The 20287-nt window shown below is 62.9% G+C and carries 17 protein-coding genes; 10 read left to right on the top strand and 7 right to left on the bottom strand.

Annotation, left to right across the window (positions count from 1 at the left end; all coding sequences use genetic code 11):
* Positions 1 to 79: 79 nt before the first annotated feature.
* Genes JH15_RS10245 through JH15_RS10235 form a run of 3 tightly spaced genes read right to left on the bottom strand, consistent with a single transcriptional unit; the run spans position 80 to position 3032 of the window.
* Positions 80 to 1246, bottom strand: a complete 1167-nt coding sequence (locus JH15_RS10245) for a four-carbon acid sugar kinase family protein (RefSeq protein WP_043529924.1) — start codon at positions 1244 to 1246, stop codon at positions 80 to 82.
* Complete coding sequence (pdxA, locus tag JH15_RS10240; RefSeq protein ID WP_043529921.1) at positions 1243 to 2271, bottom strand: 4-hydroxythreonine-4-phosphate dehydrogenase PdxA; 1029 nt, start codon at positions 2269 to 2271, stop codon at positions 1243 to 1245. Before pdxA ends, JH15_RS10245 begins: the two co-directional genes overlap by 4 nt.
* Positions 2268 to 3032, bottom strand: coding sequence for an SDR family NAD(P)-dependent oxidoreductase (locus tag JH15_RS10235; RefSeq protein ID WP_043529919.1), 765 nt, complete (start codon positions 3030 to 3032; stop codon positions 2268 to 2270). The genes pdxA and JH15_RS10235 overlap by 4 nt, the downstream gene beginning before the upstream one ends.
* A 173-nt stretch (positions 3033 to 3205) precedes the next feature.
* Here JH15_RS10235 and JH15_RS10230 point away from each other — a divergent pair, with 173 nt between their 5' ends.
* Genes JH15_RS10230 through JH15_RS10220 form a run of 3 tightly spaced genes read left to right on the top strand, consistent with a single transcriptional unit; the run spans position 3206 to position 7172 of the window.
* On the top strand, positions 3206 to 4381 hold the full coding sequence (locus tag JH15_RS10230; protein ID WP_043529917.1) for a fumarylacetoacetate hydrolase family protein: 1176 nt from the start codon (positions 3206 to 3208) through the stop codon (positions 4379 to 4381).
* A 37-nt stretch (positions 4382 to 4418) separates the two neighbouring features.
* The gene (locus tag JH15_RS10225) at positions 4419 to 5720 is read left to right on the top strand and encodes an L-fuconate dehydratase (RefSeq protein ID WP_043529915.1); all 1302 of its coding nucleotides are present in this window, start codon (positions 4419 to 4421) and stop codon (positions 5718 to 5720) included.
* A gap of 21 nt (positions 5721 to 5741) precedes the next feature.
* Positions 5742 to 7172, top strand: a complete 1431-nt coding sequence (locus JH15_RS10220) for an FAD-binding oxidoreductase (RefSeq protein WP_043529913.1) — start codon at positions 5742 to 5744, stop codon at positions 7170 to 7172.
* A gap of 126 nt (positions 7173 to 7298) precedes the next feature.
* Here JH15_RS10220 and JH15_RS10215 read toward each other — a convergent pair whose 3' ends face one another.
* Positions 7299 to 9002 (bottom strand): DEAD/DEAH box helicase, encoded by a 1704-nt coding sequence (locus JH15_RS10215; RefSeq protein ID WP_043529912.1) that lies wholly within the window; start codon positions 9000 to 9002, stop codon positions 7299 to 7301.
* A 419-nt stretch (positions 9003 to 9421) separates the two neighbouring features.
* On the opposite strand from JH15_RS10215, the gene JH15_RS10210 reads away from it, so the two are divergent.
* Positions 9422 to 9877 (top strand): YaiI/YqxD family protein, encoded by a 456-nt coding sequence (locus tag JH15_RS10210; protein ID WP_043529910.1) that lies wholly within the window; start codon positions 9422 to 9424, stop codon positions 9875 to 9877.
* Positions 9878 to 9897: 20 nt separating this feature from the next.
* Here JH15_RS10210 and JH15_RS10205 read toward each other — a convergent pair whose 3' ends face one another.
* The gene (locus JH15_RS10205) at positions 9898 to 10893 is read right to left on the bottom strand and encodes a LacI family DNA-binding transcriptional regulator (RefSeq protein WP_043529908.1); all 996 of its coding nucleotides are present in this window, start codon (positions 10891 to 10893) and stop codon (positions 9898 to 9900) included.
* A gap of 413 nt (positions 10894 to 11306) precedes the next feature.
* On the opposite strand from JH15_RS10205, the gene JH15_RS10200 reads away from it, so the two are divergent.
* The 5 genes from JH15_RS10200 to JH15_RS10180 all read left to right on the top strand — a co-directional run bounded on the left by JH15_RS10200 (position 11307) and on the right by JH15_RS10180 (position 17128).
* Positions 11307 to 12362: a sugar phosphate isomerase/epimerase family protein gene (locus JH15_RS10200; RefSeq protein WP_043529906.1), complete on the top strand. Its 1056-nt coding sequence runs from the start codon at positions 11307 to 11309 to the stop codon at positions 12360 to 12362.
* Positions 12363 to 12380: 18 nt separating this feature from the next.
* Positions 12381 to 13559, top strand: a complete 1179-nt coding sequence (locus JH15_RS10195; protein WP_043529904.1) for a Gfo/Idh/MocA family protein — start codon at positions 12381 to 12383, stop codon at positions 13557 to 13559.
* A complete protein-coding gene (locus JH15_RS10190; RefSeq protein ID WP_043529902.1) occupies positions 13556 to 15070 on the top strand; it encodes a sugar ABC transporter ATP-binding protein in 1515 nt (504 codons plus the stop codon). Before JH15_RS10195 ends, JH15_RS10190 begins: the two co-directional genes overlap by 4 nt.
* Positions 15071 to 16066, top strand: coding sequence for an ABC transporter permease (locus JH15_RS10185; protein ID WP_052384031.1), 996 nt, complete (start codon positions 15071 to 15073; stop codon positions 16064 to 16066).
* A gap of 93 nt (positions 16067 to 16159) precedes the next feature.
* Positions 16160 to 17128 carry a substrate-binding domain-containing protein gene (locus JH15_RS10180; RefSeq protein ID WP_043529901.1) on the top strand — a complete coding sequence of 323 codons (969 nt, stop codon included), beginning with the start codon at positions 16160 to 16162 and terminating at the stop codon, positions 17126 to 17128.
* Positions 17129 to 17192: 64 nt separating this feature from the next.
* Here JH15_RS10180 and JH15_RS10175 read toward each other — a convergent pair whose 3' ends face one another.
* Both JH15_RS10175 and JH15_RS10170 read right to left on the bottom strand, forming a co-directional pair.
* Positions 17193 to 18197 carry a glutathione S-transferase family protein gene (locus JH15_RS10175; protein WP_043529899.1) on the bottom strand — a complete coding sequence of 335 codons (1005 nt, stop codon included), beginning with the start codon at positions 18195 to 18197 and terminating at the stop codon, positions 17193 to 17195.
* Positions 18198 to 18269: 72 nt separating this feature from the next.
* Positions 18270 to 19196, bottom strand: a complete 927-nt coding sequence (locus tag JH15_RS10170; protein ID WP_043529897.1) for a LysR family transcriptional regulator — start codon at positions 19194 to 19196, stop codon at positions 18270 to 18272.
* Positions 19197 to 19292: 96 nt separating this feature from the next.
* Between JH15_RS10170 and JH15_RS10165 the strand changes: the two genes are divergently transcribed.
* Positions 19293 to 20147 carry a pirin family protein gene (locus JH15_RS10165; RefSeq protein WP_052384030.1) on the top strand — a complete coding sequence of 285 codons (855 nt, stop codon included), beginning with the start codon at positions 19293 to 19295 and terminating at the stop codon, positions 20145 to 20147.
* Positions 20148 to 20287 lie beyond the last annotated feature (140 nt).

The following is a 20287-nucleotide window of genomic DNA, read 5'->3' as shown; positions in this document are numbered from 1 at the left end:
CGGATGGTGCGCTGTATACGTGTCATACCATCATAAGGAAAGCTAGCCCCTCCCCCTGTCTGCCGCAACCCACCGCTTGTTATCCTTTGGACGAAGAGCGAAACATGCCGACCAGTTCCACCAGCAGCGTTTCGTCACCGAATCCACCTGCCTTGGTCATTACCGGTCTGGCATGATCGCCATCGACGAAGCCCAGGGGGACGCCGGGACGCCATTCGCCCATGAGTTCGATGAAGGCGCCGCTCAGACGAACCAGGACCGCCAACGCGATGTCGCCCCCTGACAGGTACAGCAGTCGTCCCGGCCGCGCAGCTTCACAGGCGGCCACGCCGTCGGTCATCAGGCTCGCGACGATGTCGGCGTCGATCGGTTCCTGGTTCGGCTCGCCGGGAACGATGAGCAACGAGTCGGCATCGGTGGTGTTCATGCCGCCTTCCAATATCGCAACCCGAGTGAGGTCTGGCCATGTCTCCATGACACGAGCCACCTGGCGCTGTGCCCGAGGGCTTCGAGAGCCAACGGCAAGCAGCACTCCGGGGCAAGACGGCAAGACGACGCGGCCCGGGGCTCCGACAAGCGCCTGGGCCAGTGCTTGCGTCAAGCCGGCGGCGCCCACCGGCAGCCAAGCGGCGGGCGAATCGAGCAGTTGCCTGGCCAGACGATCCATGTCGTCATCCGAATCGGCATCCACGACCCACTCGCCTTCCGGCAGGCCGCCGTCTTTGCCGGGGCAGTAACGGCCAAGCGTCTGTCCCTGGGAGGCAAAAACCTCATCGAGCGGCGCGCAAGGGGGCGGCGACAAGGCATCCCTGGCGTACTCGGTGTCAGCCAACGGCACGCCCTCGACGACGACCTGTGCCCCTCTCACCTGGCGCCCCTGGCGAGGCACGGCCGGCGCCAGCACCAGACGGCGCTGACTCAACTGACGCAGCATCAGCGACTCGGCCACCACCTGACCGCGCAGGGTGGAATCGACCTTCTTGACCAGCACCCGCGGCTGGCATTCGACCAGGCGTCCAGCCACTTCGGCGACGCGCAGTGCGGCGTCCTGCGCCGTCATGTGACGCGACGCCGTATTGACCGAAATCACCTCGGGCAGGCCACGCCCCGCAGCCAATGTGGTTTCGAGCGTCTCGGGGGATAGCGCCACCCGCGTGGCCAGACCTCGCTCGGCGAAGGGCGCGGCAGCGTCCAGCGCCCCGGTCAGATCGTCGGCGACAATGGCCACCGTGACGTTGCCTCTCATGCTATGTTGCGGGGCGCCGAGTCGGAGAGTTGGCGTGCGTAGGCAATCGCGGACCCCAGGTTGGTGGCGTCCGCCCGACCCTGCCAGGCAATGTCGAAGGCCGTGCCATGATCCACCGAGGTGCGGCGAATGGGCAGGCCCAAGCTGACATTGACGGTGGTATCGAAGGCGATCAGCTTGACCGGGATGTGCCCCTGATCGTGGTACTGCGCCACCACCAGATCGAATTCGCCCTGGGCCGCACGGTAGAAGACCGTATCTGCCGAAATCGGCCCGGTCACGTCGAGTCCTTGCTCTCGCAGCTCACGAACCGCCGGGGCAATGATTCGGTCGTCCTCATCGCCGAATATACCGCCCTCCCCGCAATGCGGATTGAGCCCCGCCACGACAATGCGGGGGTGGCGCTTGCCGAGCTCGATCAGATGCGTGTGCCCGGCATTGACGGTCGCCGCGATACGCGCCTCGCTGACCCTATCGATGGCGTCACGCAGCGAGACATGCGTCGATACGTGGATCGTCGACAACCGCTCCGAGGCGAGCAGCATGAACGATGACGGTGCGCCGGTCAGTGATGCCAGCATGCCCGTGTGCCCATCGTAGTGATGGCCCGCCGCATGCAGCGCCGCCTTGTTGAGCGGCGCGGTAACGATCACCCCGGCGTGGCCCGCCTCGACGATCTCCACCGCCAATGCCACGCAGCGAAAGGCCATGTCGCCTCCAGCCGCGGAGATTTTTCCATCCACCACCTCGCCATGCTCGGTCGGGGCGATCTGGGCCACCGCGACGCCACGTCCGTTGGGCCGAGGTTCACCCGGCTGCCAGGCAACGAGATCGAGCGTCGATTCGACTATCCGCGCGGCGCGACGAAACGTATCGATATCGCCGATCAGCAGGGTCGACGCCCGCTCCTCTGCGCTCATGCCAGTCACTGCACGGCAAATGATTTCCGGGCCGATGCCCGCCGGATCGCCCATGGTGATGGCAATGGCAAACGGTTGTTCGGAATGGAAGCCTGGCCTGTTCATGGCATCAGCTGCCCACCGTTGACCTCGATCACCTGACCCGTGACGTAATCGCTGAGCGCATCGGTGGCCAGGAATAGATAGGCACCCACACAATCCTCGGCGGAGCCCAGGCGGCCCTGGGGAATGGTCGCCCGTGCCGCCTCGAGCTGGGCGTCATTGGAGTGACGCTCGTGAAAATCGGTCGCGATGGTGCCCGGGGCCACGGCATTGACGCGAATATTGTCGCCGGCGAGTTCCTTGGCCATATTGCGGGTCAAGGTGCTGACAAAGCCCTTGGCAGAGGCGTAGAGCCCCGCGCCCGGCCCGCCACCGTTGCGTGCGGCGATCGAGCTGGTGTGAATGATGTTGCCCCTCCCCTGCTGGCGAAAGTAAGGCAATGCGGCACGACTCGCGGCGATGACCGAGCGCACGTTGAGATCCAGCACACGGTCGTAGTGGTCGTCATCGATATCGGCAAGCGACACCCGCCCCAGCATGTCGCCGGCATTGTTGACCAGGATATCCAACCCGCCGAGCGCCTTGGCAGCCTCCTCCACGACCCGCACCGCCTCGCTGGAGCGGCTGACATCGCCCTTGAGGCACACGGCCTTGCCCCCGGCAGCCTCGATCTCCTCGCATACCGCCTTGGCCGGCCCTTCGCTCGAATGGTAATGAACGGCTACGTGAGCCCCCAGCGCCCCCATGCGCTTGGCGACTGCCGCACCAATGCCGCGGCTGGCCCCGGTGATTAGAACGCGTTTGCCCCTGAGTTCGTCGAACATGCGCTTTCCCTCGTCTTCCCCGCTACGCTTGGGGGATGTTGGTCTTGTGTGGCTCTTGTCTTGTATGGCTAGGTCGTGTTGCAGGCGCTCGCCATTTGCGCCTGGCAATTGGGTTGATAGCATACCTATCATACATACTGACAAGCATAGGCCATTAGCCAGCCGGAGGCACAATGAACGACACACGACACAACCCGCTCCTGCCGGAGGATTTATCCCATGCCCGGCTGGTCGGTCGCGCCTGGCGCTCTGGCCCCGAATCGACGGCAGGCCCGGCCCTGGTCGCGGTCCGCCAGGGCCAGGTGTTCGATATCAGCGCCCAGTGCGGCTGCATGGCCGATCTGCTCGACCGCACCGATGCAGTCGATTTCGTGGACACGGTCGAGGGCGAGTTGCTGGGCTCGGTCGAGGAACTGCTGGCCAACTCCTTGGAGGAACCGCAGCAGGCGCCTTACCTGCTTGCACCCTGCGACGTTCAGGCGATCAAGGCCTGCGGCGTAACCTTCGCGGTGAGCCTGCTGGAGCGCGTGATCGAAGAACAGGCCGGCGGCGATTCCGCCAAAGCCGGGGAGCTACGAAAAGAGTTGAACGAGGTGATCGGCGGGGATCTATCGCGTATCGCGCCGGGCTCGGAAGAAGCCTCGACCCTCAAGGAAGCCTTGCAGGCCCGCGGTGCGTGGTCGCAGTACATGGAAGTGGGCCTGGGCCCCGATGCCGAAGTGTTCACCAAGGCGCAGCCGCTCTCCTCGGTGGGATTCGGGGCGCGTGTCGGCCTGCACCCCGCCTCGCAATGGAACAATCCCGAACCGGAAATCGTGCTGGCCGTGGATGCCACTGGACGCGCCCGTGGCGCCACGCTGGGCAACGACGTCAACCTGCGTGACGTCGAAGGGCGCAGTGCGCTGCTGCTCGGCAAGGCCAAGGACAATAACGCCTCCTGCGCCATCGGGCCGTTCATCCGGTTATTCGATGAGCGGTTCACGCTGGATACCGTGCGTCAGGCCCAGGTCTCGCTGCGCATCGAAGGCGCAGATGACGGCTTCGTGCTCGAGGGCACGAGCGATATGCGCGAGATCAGCCGCGATCCGCAGAACCTGGTCGAACAGACCGTCGGTACGCACCATCAGTACCCCGACGGCTTCATGCTGTTCCTCGGTACCATGTTCTCGCCGATCCAGGATCGTGACGGGCAAGGCAAGGGGTTCACCCACCACCTCGGCGACACCGTGACCATTACCACCCCGGCACTGGGCGGCCTGGTCAATCGTGTCGACCGCAGCGACCGCCTGCCGCCGTGGACCTTCGGCATACGTCAGTGGCAGGCTCACATGACACGCCATCAACAATGACAGCCAATGGAAGCCGCCATCTTTCAGGGAGAGACACATGACCACCATCACCCAGCTCGAGGTTCAGGACATCCGTTTTCCAACGTCGCGCTCGCTCGACGGTTCGGATGCCATGAATGCCGCACCCGACTACTCCGCCACCTACGTGATCCTGCATACCGATAGTGATCTCGAGGGCCACGGCCTGACCTTCACCATCGGTCGTGGCAATGAAATCTGCGTGGCGGCCGTGGAGTCGCTCAAGCACATGATCGAGGGCCACCGGCTCGAGAACATCACCATGAACATGGGCGCCTTTTGGCGCGAGATCACCGGCGACAGCCAGTTACGTTGGCTGGGCCCCGACAAGGGCGTGATCCACCTGGCCACGGCCGCTATCGTCAATGCCGTCTGGGATCTGTGGGCCAAGAAGGAAGGCAAACCGGTCTGGAAGTTGCTGGTCGACATGACGCCCGAGGAACTGGTCAGTTGCCTCGACTTCCGCTTCGTCAGCGACGTATTGACACCGCACGAGGCGCTGGCCTTGCTGCGCCGGCAGCAAGGCGGGAGGGCCATGCGGGAACGCGAGATGCGCCAGAGCGGCTATCCCGGCTACACCACCTCGGCGGGCTGGCTCGGCTACTCGGACGACAAGGTACGCAGCCTTGCGCGTGAAGGGCTGAAAGAGGGTTGGACACACTTCAAGCAGAAGGTGGGTGGCGACATCGAGGAGGATTGCCGCCGAGCACAGATCCTGCGCGAAGAAATCGGCTGGGAACGGGCCCTGATGATGGATGCCAACCAGATGTGGGAAGTCGACGAGGCGATCGTCAACATGCGCCGCCTCGCTGAGTTCGACCCGCTATGGATCGAGGAGCCCACCAGCCCCGACGACATACTCGGCCACGCCGAGATTCGCCATCGCCTGGCGCCGCTGATCGGCGTGGCCACCGGCGAGCATTGCCACAATCGAGTGATGTTCAAGCAACTGCTCGAAGCGGATGCCATCGATTACTGCCAGATCGATGCGGCCCGACTGGGCGGGCTCAACGAAGTGATTCTGGTCGTTCTAATGGCCGCCAAGTACGGCGTTCCGGTATGCCCGCATGCCGGGGGGGTGGGCCTCTGCGAGTACGTTCAGCACGTCTCGCTATTCGACTACATTGCCGTGTCCGGTTCGCTCGAGGGTCGGGTGCTCGAATACGTCGATCATCTTCATGAGCATTTCGTCGACCCGGTTCGCATTCAACGGGGCCGCTACCAGGTGCCCGAGGCGCCGGGCTACAGTATCGCCATGCATCCCGAATCCCTTGAGAAACACCGCTATCCCGACGGTGAGGTCTGGCGGGAAGACGGCTAACGCGCCCTTGCGAGAGAACTCATGACGAATGAAACCGACTTCATCGCCGCGCTGAGCGACCTGCTGGGCCCCAGCGGTGTATTGCGTGATGCGGCCGACATGCCGCGCTACACCCGTGACTGGGCCGGCCATGAACTGGGTCAGCCCCTGGCCGTGGCCCGCCCTGCCACCACCGAGGAGGTCGCTGCAGTGGTTCGCCTGTGCCATGAGAATGGCATCGCCATGGTGCCCCAGGGCGGCCATACCGGCCTGGTGGGCAGCGCTTTTCCCGGCCTTGACGACCGCGAACTGGTCATCAGTCTGGAACGCCTGAATCGCATCCGCGATATCGATCCGATCAATTTCAGCATGACCGTCGAGGCTGGTTGTGTCCTGGAGGAAATCAAGCGCGCCGCCGAGGAGCACGACTGTGATTTCCCCCTGTCGCTAGGGGCCCAGGGTAGCTGTCAGATCGGTGGCAATATCGCCACCAATGCGGGCGGGCTCAACGTGCTGCGCCATGGCATGATGCGCGAGCTGGTGCTCGGCCTCGAAGTAGTGTTGCCCGACGGGCGCGTCTGGAACGGCTTGCACAGCCTGCACAAGGACAACCGCGGCTACTCGCTGCAGCAGCTATTCCTGGGCAGCGAAGGTACACTGGGGATCGTCACCGGCGCGGTGCTCAAGCTCGCTCCCCGCCCGGACCAGACCGCAACGGCCTTGATCGGCCTGCCCTCGGTGGCGGCGGTCGTCGAGCTCTACGGCCTGGCCCGGCGTGGCTGCAGCGATTTGCTATCTGCCTTCGAGCTGATCCCCCGGCGTTGCCTGGAACTTGCCATGGAGGCCAGCCCACGGCTCAGCGATCCTATGGACGATGCCTATCCCTGGTATGTATTGATGGAAGTCGCCGCCACCGGGCCTGTCGACCTGGGTACCATGATCGAGCAATTGCTCGAGAACGGCATGGAGCGCGGACTGGTCCTCGATGGGGTGCTCGCCTCGAGTGGCGCCCAGGCCGAGCAACTCTGGCAATTCCGGGAAAGCATGCTCGAAGGGCAACGCATGCATGGCGAACACCTGCGCACCGATGTTTCGGTACCCATCTCGTCGATCGCAGCGTTCGTCGAACGAGCCGAGACCGTGGTAGCAGAAGCCTCGCCCGATTCCGAGGTCATCGCCTATGGCCATGTTGGCGACGGCAACCTGCACTTCAATATCCTGCCGCCCCGCGAACTGAGCGATGCCGACAAGGCCACGCTGCTGCATGACCTGGAAATGCGGGTCTTTGCCGTACTCGACGACTTCCACGGCAGCATCAGTGCCGAACACGGCATTGGCCGCACCAAGCAGGAGGCCTACTTGCAACGCCTGCCCGCTGTGGAGCGCGAGCTGCTGCAGGGGATCAAGCGGGTCTTCGATCCCAAGGGGCTGATGAGCACAGGACGGATTCTCCCCGCGGAAGGCGACCGCTAACCTGCCGGCGAACGCCAGAGCCTAGGACAGGTAATAAGACAGGCGACAACACAGGCATAAAAAAACCGGCCGGGGAATCCCCGGCCGGTTTCATTTGCGCGATTCGCGCGAAGCTAACCCACTTTTTTAAGCGCGGCTACGGCGGCGGATCGGTGCATCGTCATCGTTGCGACGACGCGGCGCACGCTCGGGCGTCCCCTGGTCTTCACTGATCTCGAGCGGACGACCGGCAACCCGGGCACGTGCCATCTTGGCCAGGATGCTGGTCGGCAGCGAGCTTGGCAGCTCGACCACCGAGAAGGCGTTACGAATATCGATGCGACCGATACGCGAGCCTTCGATTCCGCCTTCGTTGGCCAGGGCGCCGACCAGCTGGCCCGGCTTGACGCCGTCTTTGTGGCCGACGGAGACACGATATCGCGTCATGCCTTCGCTGGGGCCACGCTCCTGACGACGCGGCTTGCCTTCACGCGGGGCGCGATCGCTGCTGCGCTCGGTACGCGGTGACGGCAGGCGGCCGATGGGCGCCTCGTCAGCACGCGCGATGGAGGCAAAGGCACAGGCCAACTCGATCGGGTCATAGCCTTCACCGACCAGACGCTCGACCAGCTCACGCTGTTCGTCAGCGCCGGCGGTCAGCGCACCGATGACACGCTCACGGAATACGTTGTCGCGATGGGCCTGGATGGCCTTCTCGTCGGGCAACGGCATATCTGCCATATGCTGACCGGTGGCCTGCTCCATCCAACGCACCTTGCGCGTCTCGCGGAAGCCGACAAAGGTGATCGCGATCCCGGTACGTCCGGCGCGGCCGGTACGACCGATGCGGTGCGTATAGGCTTCGCTGTCTTGCGGCAGGTCGTAGTTGACCACGTGAGTGATGCGCGGCACGTCGAGACCGCGAGCGGCCACGTCGGTAGCGATCAGAACGTCGACCTTGCCACGCTTGAGGCGCTGAATGGTACGCTCACGCAGACTCTGGTCGAGGTCACCGGAGAGACCGGCCACGTTGACACCACGGGCGCTGAGCTGCTCGACCAGGGTGGTACAGGCTGCACGGGTACGCACGAAGACGATCGCGGCGTCCACCGGCTCGACCTCGAGAAGGCGTGACAGCGCTTCCAGCTTGGCGCCGCCTTCTACCCGGACCATGCGCTGATCGATGCTCGCTGCAGTACCCACGCTGGCTTCGATCATGACCTTGACCGGATCGACCAGGTAACGGTTGACGATTTTCTCGATCTCTTCCGGCAGGGTCGCGGAGAAGAAGACGCGCTGGGCATTGGTCGGGGTATCGGCAACGACGCGCTTGACGTCGTCGATGAAGCCCATGCGCAGCATTTCGTCGGCTTCGTCCAGCACCAGGGCGGAGAGACCATCGAGCTTGAGCGTGCCGCGATCGAGGTGGTCGATCACGCGGCCGGGGGTACCCACCACGACCTGGGCGCCACGCTTGAGCGCAGTGATCTGTTCGCGATATTCCTGGCCACCGCACAGGATAGCCACGCCCAGGCCTTGCAGGTTCTGGCCGTATTTGGTGAACGAAGCCGCCACTTGCTGGGCCAGTTCACGGGTCGGTGCCAGGACGAGTACCTGGGGTTCGCGACGATCGAGCTCGATGCGCGACAGGATCGGCAAGGCGAAAGCCGCGGTCTTGCCGGTGCCGGTCTGGGCCTGGCCCAGCATGTCACGGCCTTCCAGCAAGGCAGGAATGGTTTGCGCCTGAATTGGCGAGGGCGTCTCGTAGCCCAGTGTTTCAACAGCAGACAGCACGGCAGGCAGCAGTGCCAGATCGCCGAAGCTCGGCGAGGCGACAGAAGTCGAGGTCATCAATCACACCTTGGTAGGCCGGCCTCAAATTGCCGGCAGAATATCGGGTGGTGCCCTGGCTGACACGAGCCATTGCTCGATATCGCCATCTGGCGAAGCTTCATCAACAGAAGCCGGGGCACCGGTCGCACCTGCATCCGGCCCATCCGACCTGTTCGCAATTGAACGGGGTCCCGATGAACCGCTGTGGCGACCTTACGCGCCGTGCTCGTCATCACGAGGCACTTGGGCGCTTCCATCTACCTATCCAGACGCGCTCTCAACAATCGGCGTCTTTGCAAGCGTCGTCCTGCCTGCCGGCTCTAGCACGGCTTAAATGGCGAGACGATCCGTTACGATGGTGGGGGTCAACACATGCGAGGAGCACGCATGCTATCATTGCCCTGGCTACATTTCCAGTATTTATCCAAAGGAACGTTATGCCGAATCTGTGGGTCGACGCCGACGCCTGCCCCCGGGTGGCCAGGGATATCATCGTACGCGCTGCCGAGCGCACCGCCACGCCGACCTGGTTCGTGGCCAACCACCAGGTGCCCTTGCCCGCCTCCCGCTGGGTGAAAGCGCTCGCCGTGGCAAGCGGCTTCGATGCGGCGGATAACGAGATCGTCGCCCGCCTGGCACCCGGCGACCTGATGATCAGTTCGGATCTGCCCCTGGCACTCGAGGCCCTGGACAAGGGCGCAGCGGTGATGACCACACGCGGCGAGACACTGGACAGGAACAATATCCGCGCCAGGGTGCAGATGCGTGATTTCATGGAAACCCTGCGCGCCAGCGGGGAACACACCGGTGGCCCCAAGGGCTACTCGGACAGCGACCGCCGCGAATTTGCCAATGCACTGGATCGCTGGCTGGCGAAGCACAGCCGGGATTGATATCGCGGCTCGCTCTCTACCTACGCGCAGCCCGGCCGGCCGGTACTCTTGCGAAGAATCAGCTGCGTACTGAGCGTCTGGCGACGCACCACGTCCTCCCCCGCCAGAATGCTCAATAACATGCGCATGGCCTGCTGACCGATCTCGTGTCGCGGCTGGCTGACGGTGGTCAGTTCCGGCTCGCAGTACTCACTGAAGCCGATATTGTCGAACCCCACCACCGAGAGCGACCCCGGCACATCGATATTCCTCTGACGGGCCGCCTTGAGCACCCCGATAGCCATCTCGTCACTGTGACAGAAAATCGCGCTGGGACGCAGCGCCTCGTCTTGAAGCAATGCCAGGCCCTGTTGGTAGCCCGAACGGAAGCCAAAGTCGCCCTCGACCACGCGTGCCGCCGCCTCCAGACCCAGTGACCTCAGCGTATCGTGATAGCCCTGCGTGCGCTCGCGACATATCGGGTTCGATATCGGCCCCGCTATCGTGGCGATACGCTCGTGCCCCAGTGAGGCCAAATAGCCGATGGCATGGCATGCCGCCTGGTAGTTGTCGATGGCGACCGTCGGCAAGTCGATGTCCGAAAAGAACTCACACGCCATGACCAGGGGCGCACCAGCATGTCGGACCAGCGCGGGAGGGATATCGGACGTCAGCAGTATGATGCCGTCGGCCTGGTTGGTCGGCAGCAGGTTGAAGTAGGCCTCGGCCCTGGCCGGATCACGTTCGCAATCGCCGATCAGTATCTGATAACCGGCCTTGTGAGCGATCTCCTCCATGCCGTTGATGATTTCGGAAAAGAACGGGTTGGATATGTCAGGTAGCAGCGTGACGATTGTTCTGGACTCGGCACGACGCAAATTGCGGGCCGCCACATTGGGCGCGTAGCCGACCTCGGCGATTGCCTGGGCTACCCGTGACCGGGTGGCTTCCGAGACCTTTTCCGGGCTGGCCAGCGCCCGCGATACGGTCGCCGTTGAGCACCCCGCCGCCTTGGCGACGTCCTTGATGGTGGGCATGGAGAGAGTTCGCCTGCCTGTTCGCTTGGCTCTTAGCATAACGTGGTCGTCCACCGTGATAATGCCGTGGCCGGCATCGCCCCGCCACGCTTACTGCAATTGTGGGGTGGCCTGGACAACGATGTAAAGCGTTACACCCTGACCTGACGTCAGCCTACAAAGCCGGCTTAACTTCTTCCCCGCCTCCTTCTTTGGTCTAACCGGCCCTTCAATAAAACGTGACGCCCTCTATAAGAATTAAAACAACATACTGATTCTAAAATATTTTCCGCCCTATCGTGCCAACTCGTCTCGCGATGGCCACCGTCTTGACCCGTATCGATGTTGCTGCTGCAATGTAATCCATTACATCACAACGCATTTTCTTCGGCGGGCTACCCGCCCGCACCACAAGACCAACAACGAGGTGCTCGATGAAGACCATCAAGGGGCCAGCCCTGTTCCTGGCCCAGTACGCCGGCGACGAGCCGCCCTTCGATAGTCTTGAAGACATCGCTCGCTGGGCTTCCGGCCTGGGATTCGAGGGGGTCCAGATCCCCTCCTGGGACAAGCGACTCTTCGACTTGGAGCAAGCCGCCGAGAGCCAGGACTATTGTCAGGCGATCAAGGGCGTCCTGGCCGAGCATGGCCTGGTAATCAGCGAATTATCGGCCCATTTGCAGGGCCAGTTGGTGGCGGTACACCCGGTCTATGACACCCTGTTCGACGGCTTTGCCCCGCCTCATCTGCATGGCAATCCCACGGCGCGCCAGGCCTGGGCCGTCGAGCAATTGAAGCTGGCGGCCCGCGCCAGTGCCAACCTGGGGTTGGGCGCACTGGGCACGTTCTCCGGCTCGCTGTTGTGGCCTTTCCTCTATCCCTGGCCGCAGCGACCCGCCGGCCTGGTGGACGAGGGCTTCACCGAACTGGCAGCCCGCTGGACGCCGATTCTCGATGTCTGCGAGAGCGAAGGGGTCGATCTTTGCTTTGAAATTCACCCCGGTGAGGACCTGCACGATGGCGCCACCTTCGAGCGCTTCCTTGCCGAGGTCGACGAGCATCCCCGCTGCAAGATCCTCTACGATCCGTCGCACCTGCTCCTTCAGCAACTCGACTATCTGGGATTTATCGATCGCTACCATCAGCGCATTCGAATGTTCCACGTCAAGGACGCGGAATTTAATCCTTCCGCACAGCAAGGCGTGTACGGCGCCTACGCCTCCTGGGTGAATCGTGCCGGTCGGTTCCGCTCGCTGGGCGATGGCCAGGTCGACTTCAAGGGCATCTTTTCGCGGCTGGCGCAGTACGACTTCGAAGGCTGGGCAGTGATCGAGTGGGAGTGTGCCCTCAAGCATCCCGAGCAGGGCGCCGCCGAGGGTGCCCGCTTCGTGGCCGAGCACATCATCCAGGTGACCGACCGTGCCTTCGACGATTTCGCCGATGCCGGCACCGATCGCCACGCCAATCGTGCCCTGCTGGGCCTGGGCTGATACGACGAGGACGCAGACATGAACGAGACGCTACGCAACGAGGCGCCACGGCGGCTGCGGCTGGCCATGATTGGCGGTGGCCAGGGGGCACTGATCGGTGGCGTGCATCGTATTGCCGCACGCATGGATGCGCGTTTCGAGCTGATCGCCGGCGCTTTCTCATCCCAGCCCGAGCGTAATCAGGCCACGGCCCGGGAGCTGGGCGTGGACGAAGCGCGCTGCTACTCGGACTATCAGGCGCTGCTGAGCGGCGAGGCAGGGCGTGAAGATGGTGCCGATGTCATCGCCATTGTCACGCCCAACCACCTTCACTTCCCGGCGGCGCTGGCCTGCCTGGAAGCAGGCAAGCATGTGATCTGCGAAAAGCCGATGACGCTCAGCGTCGACGAGGCACAGCGCCTGGCCGACGCAGTGAGTGCAAGCGGCAAGCGCTTCGTGCTGATGCATAACTACGTCGGCTACCCGCTGGTCCAGCATGCCCGCGAATTGGTGTCGCGCGGCGAGTTGGGCCGTCTTCGTAGCGTCCATGTGGAGTATGTGCAGGAGTGGCTCAGCGAAGCACCGGACTCAGACAATCGCCAGGCCGCCTGGCGCATGGACCCCACCAAGGCCGGGGCGGCGGGTTGCCTGGGCGATATCGGCGTCCATGCGTTTCACCTGGCGCAGTTCATCTGCGGCCAGCGCGTCAGCGAGGTCAGTGCGGAGCTGTTCAACGCCGTGGCGGGTCGTGAGCTTGACGACAACGTACACGCCCTACTGCGTTTCGCCGATGGTGCCCGAGGCATGCTATGGGCCAGCCAGACCGCGCCCGGATTCGAGAATGCGTTGAGTATTCGCGTGGTCGGTGAGAGGGCCAGCCTGCGCTGGGCGCAGGAGTCGCCCAATGATCTCACCTTTGCCCCTCTCGACGGCCCCGCCCAGCGCCTCACGCGTCGTGACGACCGGCTCGGCGCCGATATCGCCCGCGGCATTCGTGTCCCCGGCGGTCATCCCGAGGGGTATCTCGAAGCGTTTGCCAATCTTTACCAGGCCTTGAGTGACGGCCTCGAGGGCGATATCGAGCCTTCCTGGTTGCCGGGCGTCGAGGATGGTGTCGACGGGATGCGCTTCATCGCCGCGACACTCGCCTCGAGTCGCTCAGCAGGCGCCTGGACACCGCTCGACGTTTCGCAATCTCCCCGGGGAGACGAGCCATGAGTCGCCCCCTCCTACGTCTCGAGGGCATCGGCAAGGCCTTCGGTCCGGTCACGGTGCTCGACGATATCGCCTTCGAGCTCGCCCCGGGCGAAGTCATGGGCATACTCGGCGAGAACGGTGCCGGGAAATCGACGCTGCTCAAGATCATCAGCGGCGTCTATACGCCCAGTGCCGGCCGGATCATCCTCGATGGAAAAACCTTCACCGCGCTCGACCCTATTACGGCGCGACGGCAAGGCGTGGCGATGATTCCCCAGGAGTTCAATCTGGTGTCCACGCTGCGTGTCTACGAAAACGTCTTCCTGGGCCAGGAAGTGCGTCGTGCCGGCCTGCTCGACCGAGCCCAGATGCGGCGTCGAACCCGCGAGGTACTGCAATCGCTGGATGTCGAACTCGATCCCGAACTGCCTATCGAGCAGCTCAGTGTGGCTGAACGCCAGATGGTCGAAGTGGCCCGGGTATTGGTCAACGACGCACGCATCCTGATTCTCGACGAGCCGACCACGGTACTGACCGACCGCGAGGTCGCGGTGCTGTTCGACGTGGTCCGCGCGCTGGTCGCCAAGGGTGTGGCCGTATTGTTCATCTCGCACAAGCTCAAGGAAGTCAGGCAACTCTGCGACCGGCTGTTGATCCTGCGCGACGGCTGCCAGGTCGAGGTGTGCCAGGCACAGGATGTCAGCGAAGAGGATATGGCGCACAAGATGGTCGGGCGCGAGCTATCGCAGATCTTTCCCGACAGGCGAGGCACTCCAGGGGAAGCGGCGCTCAAGGTCAGCGGCCTGAGCGTGCCCAACCTGCTCGAGGACATCAGCTTCACGCTACGGCGTGGCGAAGTGCTGGGGCTTTCGGGCATGGTCGGCTCGGGGCGCACCGAGATTGCCGAGGCGATCATGGGGCTACGGCGCAAAAGCTCCGGCGAGATCGAGATGAACGGCAAGCCGCTGAGTATCGACTCACCGCGGGCGGCCCATGACAACGGCCTGGCGTATCTGTCGGAAGACCGTCAGGGCAAGGGGCTGGTGCTGTCGTTCAATGTCATGGAGAACATCACCACCCTGAGCCTGCCGCGCTACGTGCGCGGGCTGATCCGTCACGGTGCCGAGCGCCGACGCGCCGAAGAATACCAGCAACGCCTGGCAATCAAGGCGGCAAAGCTCAGCGATCCGGTAAGCCTGCTCAGTGGCGGCAACCAGCAGAAGGTGTACCTGGCCAAGCTACTGGACATCGATCCCGAGGTACTGATCCTCGATGAGCCTACCCGGGGCATCGATATCAATACCAAGCAGCAAATCTATCGCCTGATTCGCTCGCTGACCGACCAGGGCAAGGCGGTGATGGTCATCTCCTCGGAACTGGAGGAGATCATCGGGCTGTGCGATCGGGTACTGGTAGTACGTGAGGGGCGCATCGCCGCCGAGCTAAGCGATGACAAGATCAACGAACAAGACATCATGCTCTACGCCGCCGGTGCACGCCAGCGCGGCATGGCAGGGGCCGAGGTACAGTAAATGAACGACGCGACCAATCCCAACTCGCCAGGACAGTCGGGCCTGCAACGCCTGCGCCGATTGCCGATCAACGCCACCCTTCTGGCGCCGCTCTTGGCGCTACTCATCCTGTTCGTGCTCTCGTCGTTCGCTAGCGAGTATTTTCTCAACGCCCGCAACATTACCAATGTGCTGCGCCAGGTCTCCTACACGGGCATCATCGCCATCGGCATGACCTTCGTGATCATAGCCGGAGGTATAGACCTGTCGGTAGGCTCGATGGTGGCGCTGGTGGGCGTCTTGTTGCTGTATGTGGTCAATGCCATCGCCGACCCGATCCAGGCCGTGCTGCTCGGCATGCTGGCGGCGGTGGTGGCCGGTTCGCTATTCGGCCTGTTCAATGGCTTGCTGGTCACCCGAGGGCGCATGGCCGCCTTCGTGGTCACGCTAGCCACCATGTCGATCTTCCGCTCACTGGCGCTCTACCTGACCGATGCCGGTGAAGTGACCACGCGAAACCCGCTCTTTTCCAGCATTGGGGGCGGCTACCTTTTCGGCATCCCGATTCCGGTGTGGGCCTTCTTCGGCCTCGCCCTGGCCGCGCATGTCCTGCTCGCTCACACGCCCTTCGGTCGCCACGTCTGCGCTGTGGGCGCCAATTCTCAAGTGGCCCGCTACTCCGGCATTCGTGTCGAGCGGGTCGTGCTCAGCACGTTCATCATCGCCGGGATCTGCGTGGGGCTCTCCGCCATCATGCTGAGTTCCCGGCTCAATTCGGTCAGCCCCAGTGATGCCGGCTATTTCTATGAACTGGACGCCATCGCGGCGGTGGTGATCGGCGGCACGGCCCTGTCCGGCGGCCGCGGCTCGGTGTGGGGCACGGTCATCGGCGCGCTGATCCTCGGCATCATCAATAACATGCTCAACCTGACCGGGGTTTCGCCCTATCTACAGGGGCTGGTCAAGGGGGCCGTAATCCTGCTGGCGGTGCTACTGCAATACCGACGCACCGGCTGACTGGAGGCGGCCGGCGTCTCCGGGCGCCGCTGTGCCGTCATCGCTGGGTATGCCAGCCCATTCGTACGACAACGATGCAATGGAGTGACAACAATGACGATAACACGCGTTCTCAAGCAGGCCGCCCTGGCAACCGCCCTGGCTGGCACGTCGCTGGCGGCCATCGCAGACGACTATCATATCGGCGTGACCGTGCCCTCTGCCGACCACGGCTGGACGGCGGGCTTACTATGGTGGGCGCAGCGCGCTACCGAGGACCTGGCCGAAAAGTACGACGACGTCACGTTCACGGTGCTGTCGGCCAGCTCGGGCACCGCCCAGGTCTCGGACGTCGAAGACCTGATGATTCGCGACATCGACGCGCTGGTCATCCTGCCCCATAACCCCGCCACGCTGCAGCAGGTGATCTCCGAAGCCTACGAATCGGGCATCTATACCGTCGTGGTCGACCGGGAGCTGGAAGAGCCCAGCCAGGACGTTTTCCTGGCCGGGGACAACCCGGGGCTCGGCGAGGTCGCCGCCCGTTACATGGCCGAGGAGCTCGGTGGCGAAGGGGATATCCTGGTACTCGAAGGGCCATCGATTCCGATCAATACCCAGCGCGTCGAGGCCTTCAATGCCGTGATGGCCGACTACCCCGGCATCAATATCCTCGATTCACAGACCACCGACTGGAATCCACAGCAGGCCTTGAGCGTGACCGAGGATCTACTCGGTAGTAACTCGCAGGTCGATGCCATCTGGGCCGGTGACGATGACGTACTGATCGCCGCCCTGCGGGCGGTGGAAGAAAACGAGCGCGACGACGTCCAACTGATCGTCGGCGGTGGCGGTTCTCAGCGGGTCATCGAGATGATTCGCGACGATCACCCGGTGGTACGTGGCACGGTGACCTATCCGCCCAACATGATTGCTTCCGCCATCGCCCTGGCCGTTCACGGGGTAAAAGGGGAGCAGCTCGGCAACATGTATCACGGCGTACCGTCACGGGTGATCCTGGCTGCCGACCTGATCACTGCCGATAACGTCGAGGACTTCTACGAGCCGGATGCCGCCTACTGACAGGCGGCCCTGGTTGCGCCGCTCCGTGGGAGCGGCGCAACCACTCTCCCCTTTCTATCTCTGCCTACCTCTGCTCACGAATCCCCTTGCCCGGCAGCCGCTCACGGTCGTGCGGCCGATCGAAGTCGAGCAGCGGGCCCTTGGGCACGATACGTGTCGGGTTGATGGTGTCGTGACTGTAGTAATAGTGGCGCTTGATGTGCTGCATGTCCACGGTCTCGGCGATACCCGGCCATTGATACAACTCACGCAGGTAGTGAGAGAGGTTGGGATAGTCCTCGATGCGCCGAAGGTTGCACTTGAAATGGCCAAAGTAGACCGCATCGAAACGCACCAGCGTGGTGAATAGGCGGATGTCGGCCTCTGTCAGCCACTGCCCGGCGAGGTAACGGTTCTCTGACAAGCGGGACTCGACCCGGTCGAGCGCTTCGAACAAGGCAGTCACGTGCTTATCGTATACGTCCTGCTCGGTAGCGAAGCCGGACTTGTAGACGCCATTGTTGATATGGTCGTAGACGTCGTCATTGACTTCGTCGATGACCCCGCGCAACTCCTGGGGGTAGAAGTCGAGCCGATTGCCGGTGAGTTCGTCGAAGGCTGTGTTGAAGATGCGTACCAGCTCGGCGGATTCGTTATTGACGATACGCTTCTGCTGCTTGTCCCAAAGCACCGGCACGGTGACACGGCCCGTATAGTGCGGGTCGGTCAGGGTGTAGAGCTGGTGGTGGAACTCAACGTCATTGACTGGATCGCCACTGGCGCCCTCTTCCACGCTGTAGCTCCATCCCTGATCGAGCATCAACGGGCTGACCCAGGACAGGCCAATGAGATCCTCGAGCCCCTTGAGCTTACGCATGATCAAGGTGCGATGCGCCCAGGGACAAGCCAACGAAACATACAGGTGGTAGCGCCCAGGTTCGGCGGGGAGCCCCGGCTGGCCTTGTGGGCCCGGCTCGCCATCGGTAGTCACCCAATCGCGTAACTTGGAGGATTCGCGCACGAACTCTCCGCCATGCTGCTTGGTGTCGTACCACTGGTCGTGCCATGTCCCATCGATCAACAATCCCATGCCGCTCTCCCTCATTGACGGTCTATTGACTAGCAAGCCTAGCGCGAAGCAACCCACACTCAAGCGCAGGATTTAGCGGGTCTCGTTCGAGGAAATCGAATCCTGGGCGTCGGCGCAGCATTGCTGCACAGCGCGGGACAATGCGCCGGCCAAGGCATGGGTCGCCGGGCCGGCCCGATCGCGGTCGCGAAAGAACAGTTGCATGGGAACTTCACGCACACCCCCCGCATTCAACGGCAACGGAACCAGATCGCCCGCGGCAAGAAGCTCGCCGATGCGCGTGACAGGCACCCAGGCAAAGCCCAGGCCTCGGGTCAGCATATCGATCGAGGTATCCAGATGACTCACTGTCCAACGCTGCTCGGCCTTGAGCCACCCCGCATCCATCGACTGGCGTAACGCAGAATCACGCACCACCAGTTGCCGGTGCTGTTCCAGATCGCGCAGGTCGAGTTCACGGCCTAGACGATGCAGCGCATGCGAGGGATGGGCGACGGCGACGAAGGTCACGCTGACCAACGGCTCACCAAGGAACCCCTGCGGAGCCAGGCCCGAGATGACCAGGTCAGCCCGCGCATCGTAGAGCATCTCGATGCCGCCATTCAGCACTGTCTCGTGCAGCTGCACGCGGATGAGGGGATATGTCGACGAGAACGTCTCCAAGGCATGCGCCAATGCATCGGGAGGGAAGAGTTGATCGACGGCCAGGATCACTTCGGCTTCCAGGCCTTCGGAAAGACGCTCGGCGACATCCTCCAGCGCCGCAGCACTCTCGATCAACTGGCGCGCACGCCTCAAGAGCATTTCACCGGCTTCGGTAAGCCGTACATGACGACCGGACAGTTCAAGGACTTGAACGCCGAGCTGCTCCTCGAGCTTGTGCACCGCATGATTGAGTGTCGACGGGCTCTTGTGCACCGCCTCTGCCGCCTTGGCAAAACCTCCATGGTCGATGACGGCGGCCAGCATCTGCCACTGCGCCAGCGTGACTCGCGACATTTCGAATTCCTCGAACGTAAAGCGGCAAATTATGCGCTTAAGCTTCGAAAAGGATGGCCTAGAATGCCATCTATTCCAACGTAATGGGGGTTCACCATGAGCGCCGGACAGTTTACCGCGCCACGTTCCGTCGAGCGGATCATCAAGAGCCATCCCAGCGCCGATGGTGATGGGGTACAGATTCGACGCATTCACGATTTCGGCGGCGGTATCGACCCGTTCCTGATGCTCGACGAGCTTGGCTCCGACCAGCCCGACGACTACATCGGCGGGTTCCCTTCCCACCCGCACCGGGGCATCCAGACATTGACCTATGTCATTCACGGGGGGCTGGCCCATGAGGACCATATGGGCCATACCAGCACCATTCGTGCCGGTGATGCCCAGTGGATGCATACCGGTCGCGGCATCGTGCATTCCGAGATGCCGCTGACCGACAGCCAGGGTTTGCATGCCTTTCAGTTGTGGCTCAACCTGGCCGCCAAGGACAAGCTCAGCCCGGCCACCTACCGGGACGTACGCAGCCATGAGATGCCTCACTTCGAAGCATCGGGGGGCAAACTCACCGCACTGGGTGGCAAGTGGACACGAGACGACGGGACCCATATCGAGGGGCCCCTGAATGCGTTGGCCGGTAACGCCGGTATTGCCCATGCCTCGCTCGAATCGGGCGGGACACTCAAACTGGCCTGCGTCCAAACGACGCTACTGATATATGTATTCTCGGGTAGCGTTGAAATCGAAGGGCAACGTGTCGATGCCGGTCAACTCGCCAGATTGAGTAGCGGAGATCATGTCACGCTCCATGCCCATCGAGACAGCCAGGCGTTAGTTCTCGCCGGAACGCCTCACAATGAGCCGATTGCCCATTACGGTCCCTTTGTAATGAACAGCCGTGACGAGCTGGAGCAGACACTTCAGGCCTATCGGGACGGCACACTAACGGAATGAATCGGTAACTTTTAATTACCTGAACAAACGTCCTTTTAACCTTTATCTCTCGATTGACACAGCGCGAGGCCCCCGGAATGGAGGCCTCTGCGCTGCATGCATTTTTACTGTACCAACATACAGACTAGGCAGGCTATACG

The sequence above is a fragment of the Litchfieldella xinjiangensis genome (genome assembly GCF_000759345.1).
Lineage (GTDB): Bacteria > Pseudomonadota > Gammaproteobacteria > Pseudomonadales > Halomonadaceae > Litchfieldella_A > Litchfieldella_A xinjiangensis.
This window is presented reverse-complemented; position numbering and strand designations above follow the sequence as displayed.